Origin of the sequence: Streptomyces sp. WM6378, assembly GCF_001279695.1 — a bacterium.
Lineage (GTDB): Bacteria > Actinomycetota > Actinomycetes > Streptomycetales > Streptomycetaceae > Streptomyces.
In genome coordinates, this window is the sequence record NZ_LGDD01000065.1 from 1 (window position 1) to 6,311 (window position 6,311).

General features: G+C 70.6%; 8 protein-coding genes. 5 read left to right on the top strand and 3 right to left on the bottom strand.

Going from position 1 to position 6,311, the window contains the following annotated elements:
• From ADK54_RS08855 to ADK54_RS08870, 4 genes are all read left to right on the top strand, one after another.
• Positions 1-287: methylmalonyl-CoA mutase family protein (locus ADK54_RS08855; protein WP_234391976.1), on the top strand; the 287-nt coding region annotated here is incomplete at its 5' end.
• 78 nt (positions 288-365) lie between these two features.
• Entirely contained in the window at positions 366-1,022 is a 657-nt protein-coding gene (gene leuE / locus ADK54_RS08860) for a leucine efflux protein LeuE (RefSeq protein ID WP_053725003.1), read from the top strand.
• A 31-nt stretch (positions 1,023-1,053) separates the two neighbouring features.
• Positions 1,054-1,527: a Uma2 family endonuclease gene (locus ADK54_RS08865; RefSeq protein ID WP_053724999.1), complete on the top strand. Its 474-nt coding sequence runs from the start codon at positions 1,054-1,056 to the stop codon at positions 1,525-1,527.
• A 92-nt stretch (positions 1,528-1,619) separates the two neighbouring features.
• Positions 1,620-2,204 carry a Uma2 family endonuclease gene (locus tag ADK54_RS08870; RefSeq protein ID WP_078966226.1) on the top strand — a complete coding sequence of 195 codons (585 nt, stop codon included), beginning with the start codon at positions 1,620-1,622 and terminating at the stop codon, positions 2,202-2,204.
• An 18-nt stretch (positions 2,205-2,222) separates the two neighbouring features.
• Here the strand turns inward: ADK54_RS08870 and ADK54_RS08875 are convergent, their stop codons facing one another.
• The 3 genes from ADK54_RS08875 to ADK54_RS08885 form a co-directional block, all read right to left on the bottom strand.
• Positions 2,223-3,356 (bottom strand): acyltransferase family protein, encoded by a 1,134-nt coding sequence (locus ADK54_RS08875; protein WP_420717278.1) that lies wholly within the window; start codon positions 3,354-3,356, stop codon positions 2,223-2,225.
• Between the two features lie 209 nt (positions 3,357-3,565).
• The gene (locus ADK54_RS08880; protein WP_053725001.1) at positions 3,566-4,054 is read right to left on the bottom strand and encodes a MarR family winged helix-turn-helix transcriptional regulator; all 489 of its coding nucleotides are present in this window, start codon (positions 4,052-4,054) and stop codon (positions 3,566-3,568) included.
• Positions 4,055-4,089: 35 nt separating this feature from the next.
• Positions 4,090-5,628 carry an FAD-dependent monooxygenase gene (locus ADK54_RS08885; RefSeq protein WP_078966228.1) on the bottom strand — a complete coding sequence of 513 codons (1,539 nt, stop codon included), beginning with the start codon at positions 5,626-5,628 and terminating at the stop codon, positions 4,090-4,092.
• A 38-nt stretch (positions 5,629-5,666) separates the two neighbouring features.
• Between ADK54_RS08885 and ADK54_RS08890 the strand changes: the two genes are divergently transcribed.
• The coding region (locus tag ADK54_RS08890; protein WP_053725002.1) for a TetR/AcrR family transcriptional regulator C-terminal domain-containing protein at positions 5,667-6,311 on the top strand (645 nt) is incomplete at its 3' end.

Genomic DNA, 6,311 nt, shown 5'->3' on the forward strand with positions numbered 1-6,311 from the left:
TGGTCGGCGTCAACCGCTTCCAGAACGACACCGAAGACCCCTACGAACCCCTGCGTGTCGACCCCGCCATCGAAGCCCAACAAGCCGAACGCCTCGCGACCCTGCGTGCCGAGCGCGACCAGGCCGCGGTGGACGCGGCGCTGGCCGAGCTGAAGAAGGCGGCCGGGGGCGTGGACAACGTCCTGTACCCGATGAAGGACGCCCTGCGAGCCCGCGCCACCGTCGGGGAGGTCTGCAACGCGCTGCGCGAAGTGTGGGGGACTTACGTGCCCACGGACGCGTTCTGACGCACCCGCCCGAACAAGGCATTTCGTTCAGTGGGACGCCCCCGTCGAGTGTCGTACCCGCGTGCGACACTCGGCTCCATGCTGGGTGTGACCGATCTTCCGACCTATCTCGCCGGCCTGGTGCTGATCATCCTGTTGCCGGGCCCCAATTCGCTGTACGTGCTGTCCGTTGCCGCCCGCCGAGGGGTGCGGGCCGGGTACGCGGCCGCCGCCGGGGTCTTCACCGGTGACACGGTGCTCATGACGCTGTCCGCGCTCGGGGCGGCCTCGCTGCTGCAGGCCACGCCGCTGCTGTTCGCGGCCGTCAAGTACGCCGGCGCCGGCTATCTGACCTGGCTGGCGATAGGCATGCTGCGCCAGGCGGTGGCGATGTGGCGGTCCCGGCACGAGCAGTCGGAAGACCGGTCGGCCGACGCGTCGCCGGAGGCCGCGGGCGAGCGGCCCTATCGGCGGGCGCTGATGCTGAGCCTGTTCAACCCGAAGGCGATCCTGTTCATGATCTCCTTCTTCGTACAGTTCGTGCGGCCCGACTACGCCTACCCCGCCCTGTCGTTCCTGCTCCTCGGCGCGCTGCTCCAGCTGGGCAGCTTCCTGTACCTGTCGACGCTGATATTCAGCGGCACGCGCCTGGCAGCCGCCTTCCGCCGCCGCAAGCGCCTGTCGGCGGGCGCGGCGTCGGCGGCGGGCGCGCTGTTCCTGGGCTTCGCGGTGAAGCTGTCGCTCAGCGGGGTGTGAGCGGGGGGCGGGCGCGGTAGGAGTCGCCCACCTGTTCCGGCAGGCGGGGGGCAGGGAAGCCGGGCGCAAGGCGCTCCCGGGCATCGGCGTGTGGCTCGGTACGGGCCCCGACGACTATGCCGAGCCGGACTGGGCCATTGTCGATGCCGACTACAAGGACGCCCTGGTCACGAAGAACTGCTACGCCCAGAGCGTCTTCCGCCTCGTCCTTGAGGTGACGTCGTCGAACTGGGGCAACGATCTGGTCACCAAGGCCGAGACGTACGCCGAGGCCGGTATCCCCGTGTATGTCATCGCCGACCGCAAGCACGGCGAGGTGCTCGTCCTCACGGATCCGGTGGGCGACTCCTGCCGCACCCGCTCCCGATACGAGCGGGGCCATAACGTGATCGTGCCGCAGTCCGTGGGCGTGAGCCTGGAACTGCCCGTGGATGTCCTGCTCGACGGGACGGCGACTGATCGGCTCGGTCAGGGGGGTGCCGGGCGGGCTGCGGATGCATTCTGACCAGGGCGAATTCCTCGAATGGGTGATCGGGAGCGGAATTCGCACGGCCCCGGTTACGCTCGTGAAGAGTGAGCCCTGAAAAGGAGGATGCCGTGGCTGTACTGCAACACGAGCTGACGTTGGGCGAAGCCGCCGACCTGCTCTCCAGCGCACTGCCCGGGCACCGCGTGGAGATTCTCCAGGGGAGGCTCACTGTGACGCCGCCGCCGGACGGCGCGCACGCGCTGTCGTTGACCTGGCTGGTCGAAGTGTTGGCGGAGGCGGGCGCACGGCGGGCCGGGCTTCGGTACGTCCAGGGCATCGGGCTGTGGCTGCCCTCGCTGGCCGACGACTTCGCGATTCCCGACTTCTCCGTCGTCGACGCGGACTTCCGTGACGCCCTCGTCCAGAAGAACTGCTACGCCCCCAATGTTTTCCGTCTGGTGTTGGAGGTGACGTCGTCGAACTGGGCCGACGACCTCGGGCCCAAGGTGGAGTGCTACGCCCAGGCCGGGGTCCCGGTCTACGTCGTGGTGGACCGGCGGCACGACGAGGTACTGCTCTTCACCGACCCGCATGAGGGCACGTACAAGACGCGCACCTCGTACAAGCGGGGCACGCACCTGGTGGTGCCAGAGTCCGTGGGCGTGACGCCCAAGCTGTCTGTGGACTGGTTGCTCGATGGCGAGATCGACTAGATCGGCGAGGGCTGATGCTCAGTGGGTCGTGAGGGACTTTCGCAGCAGCGGCGTCGCCCAGCGTTCCACGTAACGGTTCAGTAGCCAGGCAAGCGCCAGCATCGCCGCGATCGTCAGGGCGAAGGTGGCCGGGGCCGGGATGTGTAGTTTGCGGTGCAGTACGCCTACCACCACCCAGCCCAGGTGTTCGTGCACCAGGTAGAACGGGTACGTGAGGGCGCCCGCCACGGTGAGCCAGCTCCAGTTCGCCCAGCGGAAGTAGCCCAGCGCGATCGCGCCCACCAGCAGGAATCCCAGCGTGATGATGGCGATGATCACCGAGGCGTGCCGGTTGGAGAAGGCCGCAGGGTTCGGCTTGTGCCACAGGCCCGCGACCGCGTAGTGCTGGCCGATGGCCCAGCTGACGGCGACGATGCCCCAGGCCGTGACGTCCCGCCGGTTGCGGTGCAGCAGGTACAGGCCCATGCCGCCGATGAAGAAGGGCGCGTACTCGGGCATGAACACGGCGTCCAGGAAAGGCTGTTTGGCCGTCGCGGTGAGTGCGGCCGCGAGCGTCCAGCCCGCGCAGAACAGCACGACGCGGCGTCGGGTCGCGCCGGGCAGGACGACACACAGGGCGAACAGGGCGTAGAAGCGGAGCTCGGCCCAGAGCGTCCAGCACACCCCCAGCACCCGGTGCACGCCGACCGGCATCTGGAGCATGGTCAGATTCACCACGAACTCACTGGGCGTGACCGTCTTGTAGACGACCCAGGGCAGTGCGAACACCGCGGTGACGATGATCAGGGCCGCCCAGTACGCCGGGTAGAGCCGGGCCACGCGCGAGGCGAAGAACGAGCGGAGCGGCCGGCCCCAGCCGCTCATGCAGATGACGAAGCCGCTGATGATGAAGAAGATCTGCACGCCGAGGCAGCCGTAGGAGAACCACTCGTGGGTGGCGGGGAAGAGCTTCTTGGGGGAGACCCCCCAGCCCTTGCTGATGTCGCCGGAGCGGCCGCCGTAGTGGTAGAGCGCCACCATGAGGGCGGCGACCAGGCGCAACCCGTCGAGCGCGCGGAGCCGGGAGACCGGGGATGCCACCGGGGCGCGCTCGGCCGTCCGCTGCGGCTGACCGCCGCCGGTGCTTCGTACCCGCGGCAGGGTGTTGGTCACGGCTTTCCTCTTCCCGGCGTTCCGCTGCGGCCCGGCGGGCCTTGGCGTCGACAGAGTAGGGCCGCCGCGGCCCCCAAATGGGCTCGCGGCGGCGGAGTTCGGCTGCCCGACGCGGCACGTTCATCTGGTGCCGGGACGGGTTTGCCTGGGCGTCGAATTCGGCGGCCGGGCGTATGTATAAGCGGGGCGTCTGTACAAGAGGGGGCGGCTCAGTGGTGCCAGGCCTTGCCGTCCACGTTGTGGATCATGCGCTGGAGGACCTTGAGGGTGCGTACGTACTCCTCGTCCGTGATCCCGGCGTGGATCAGCTCGCGGGTCTCCCGCTGCCGGGCGGCGGCTCGCTCGTACAACTCACGTCCGGTGTCGGTGAGTTCGAGGGGCTCGGAGGGGGCCTGGGTGAGCAGTGCGCGCGCCGCGAGCTCGTCGACGGCGTCCTCGATGACGGGGGCACCCATAGCCAGGTAGCCCTGGAGGACGGCCACCGCCTCGGCGCGCGTGCGGCCGGTGGACGCCTGGTGGAGGACCCACCACTGGGGCTGGGCGAGGCCCAGCTCCGCGAGCATGCCGCGGATGCGGGTCACCACCGCGTCGCTCGCGGCCCGGCTCCAGTAGCCGATCGGCTGGGCGGCGAGTCCGGCGTCGTCGTGGGAGTAGGTGAACTCGTCGGCCTGAGGGGTGGTCAGCGTGCCGTTGTCCATGGCTCACGACCGTAGAAACTCAACCGGGCTTGAGGTCAAGGGCGTTCGGCCGCGCCGATCGAGGCGAGGTAGTCGTCGAGACCGGTGGCGTCCTCGCCGGCCCAGCCGACGTAGCCGTCGGGGCGGACCAGGAAGAGCCCGCGTCCGTACGCCTCGTACGCGCCCAGCTCGTGCACCCGCACCAGGTCGCCGGTGAGGGCGGGGGCGGGCGTGTCGAAGGCGAGCAGGGTGAAGTGCGGGCCGCGCAGCAGGTCGAAGACGCGGCCGTCGGGCAGCCTGCCGTCGGGGGCGCGGTCGCCGGCCTCCAGGGCGCCCGCGCGGCCGGTGGAGAGCGGGCCGCCGCGGTAGCCGAGGCCGAGCTGGCGGACCTCGGCGCGGCGCTGGCTGTTCTCGCCGCCGATGGCCGCGCGGTGCAGCCGCGTGCTCATGCCGAGCACTCCTGCGGCGATGGGCCTGCGCTCCTCCTCGTACGTGTCGAGCAGGGCGTCCGGGGCGCCGCGGTGGAGCACCTGGGCGAGCTTCCAGCCCAGGTTGTACGCGTCCTGGACGCTGGTGTTGAGGCCCTGGCCGCCGGCGGGGGAGTGGATGTGGGCGGCGTCGCCGGCGAGGAAGATCCGGCCCTCGCGGAAGCGGTCGGCCAGCGCCGCGCGGGGGCGGAAGTCGGAGGCCCAGTGGACCTCGGTGATCTGGTCCTCGGTGACCGCGGTGCGGGCGGCGACGAGCCTTCGGACGCCCGCGTCGCTGGTGTCGGGGACGGCGTTCTCGTCGGAGTACTGGGCGATCAGCTGGAAGAGGCCGGGGGTGCCGGGCAGCGGGCAGAGCACGGCTCCCCCGTCTGAACTTCCGTTCCACACATGCCAGTTGAGGTCGTCGATGATCGCGTCCTCGGTGACGGTCAGGTCCGCGACGAGCATCGGTTTGGGGTCGACGCTCTCGCCCTCCATGGGGATGCCGAGCGCGCGCCGGATGCCGGAGCGGCCGCCGTCGCCGGCCACGAGGTAGCGGGCGCGGAGGGTGCGGCCGTCGGCCAGGGAGGCGGTGACGCCGTCGGCGTCCTGGTGGACCGCGGTCACCTCGGCGCTGAAGGCGACGTCGCCGCCGAGGCTCTTGAGGTGGGCGTACAGCAGCTCCTGGAAGCGGGCCTGGCCAAGGAGCAGGGCGTTGGCGTAGGGCTCCCGCTCGGTGGGCTCGGCGCGCTCGATCATGTCCCACTCGCGGCCGCGCTCGGTGCCGTCCGGGCCGACCCAGTCGCGCATCCTCGGGTAGTCGCGGCCGGCCCGCAGCGCGGTCTCGGCCAGGCCGAGGTCGTCGAGCAGCTCCAGGGTGCGGGGCTGGATGCCCTTGCCGCGCGAGCCGGGGAAGAGCCGGTCCGCCTTCTCGACGAGCAGGGCGGGGACGCCGCGACGGGCGAGGTCGATGGCGAGCGTGAGGCCGGTGGGGCCCGCGCCAACGATGAGGACGTCGGTGGTGGCTGTTCTGGCGGCCGCGAGGGGGGCGGCCGAGGTCTCGGAGGTGGTGGCCGGGGCCTCGGGCGCGGTAGTCGCGACGGTTTCCTTAACGCCGTTAAGTTCCATGTTCGGAAGCATGAGCTTAACGGTGTTAAGTTGTCAAGGTGGCTACGACGAAGATCGACCGGGCGCAGGTCGCCGACACCGCGCTGAGGCTCCTCAACGAGCTGGGCCTGGACGGGCTCACGCTGCGCGCCATCGCGAAGGAGCTCGGCGTCCAGGCCCCGGCGCTGTACTGGCACTTCAAGAACAAGCAGGCTCTGATCGACGAGATGGCGACGGTCATGTACCGCCGGATGACCGCCGACGGCGTGCCCGGCACGGACTGCGACAGCTGGCAGGAAGGGGTCCGCGCCTTCAACCGGGCCCTGCGCGCGATGCTGCTCGCGTACCGCGACGGCGCGAAGGTGTACGGAGGCGCGCGCTTCACCGGCACCGACCACGCGCAGTCCATGGAGGCGTACCTCGGCATGATGCTGGAGGCGGGCTTCGAATTCCGTGGCGCGGTACGGGCCGCGATGACGACGTACCACTACACGATGGGGTTCGTCGAGGAGGAGCAGGGCTCGGAGCCGCGGCCGGGCGAGCGGGGGCGGGGCGTCGACGTGGCGGAGCGGGCGGAACTGCTCGCGGCGTATCCGCTGGCCGCGGCGGCGGGGGCGGAGATGTTCGAGGGGTTCGACGAGCGGTTCGAGGAGGGGTTGGGGGTGGTGGTGGCGGGGATCGAGGCGGTGTATTTGGCTGGGGGG

Coding starts and splice junctions, on each gene's coding strand:
- ADK54_RS08885 (WP_078966228.1), bottom strand. CDS start 5,628: ATGGAACTTAACGGCGTTAAGGAAACCGTCGCGACTACCGCGCCCGAG.
- leuE (WP_053725003.1), top strand. CDS start 366: ATGCTGGGTGTGACCGATCTTCCGACCTATCTCGCCGGCCTGGTGCTG.
- ADK54_RS08880 (WP_053725001.1), bottom strand. CDS start 4,054: ATGGACAACGGCACGCTGACCACCCCTCAGGCCGACGAGTTCACCTAC.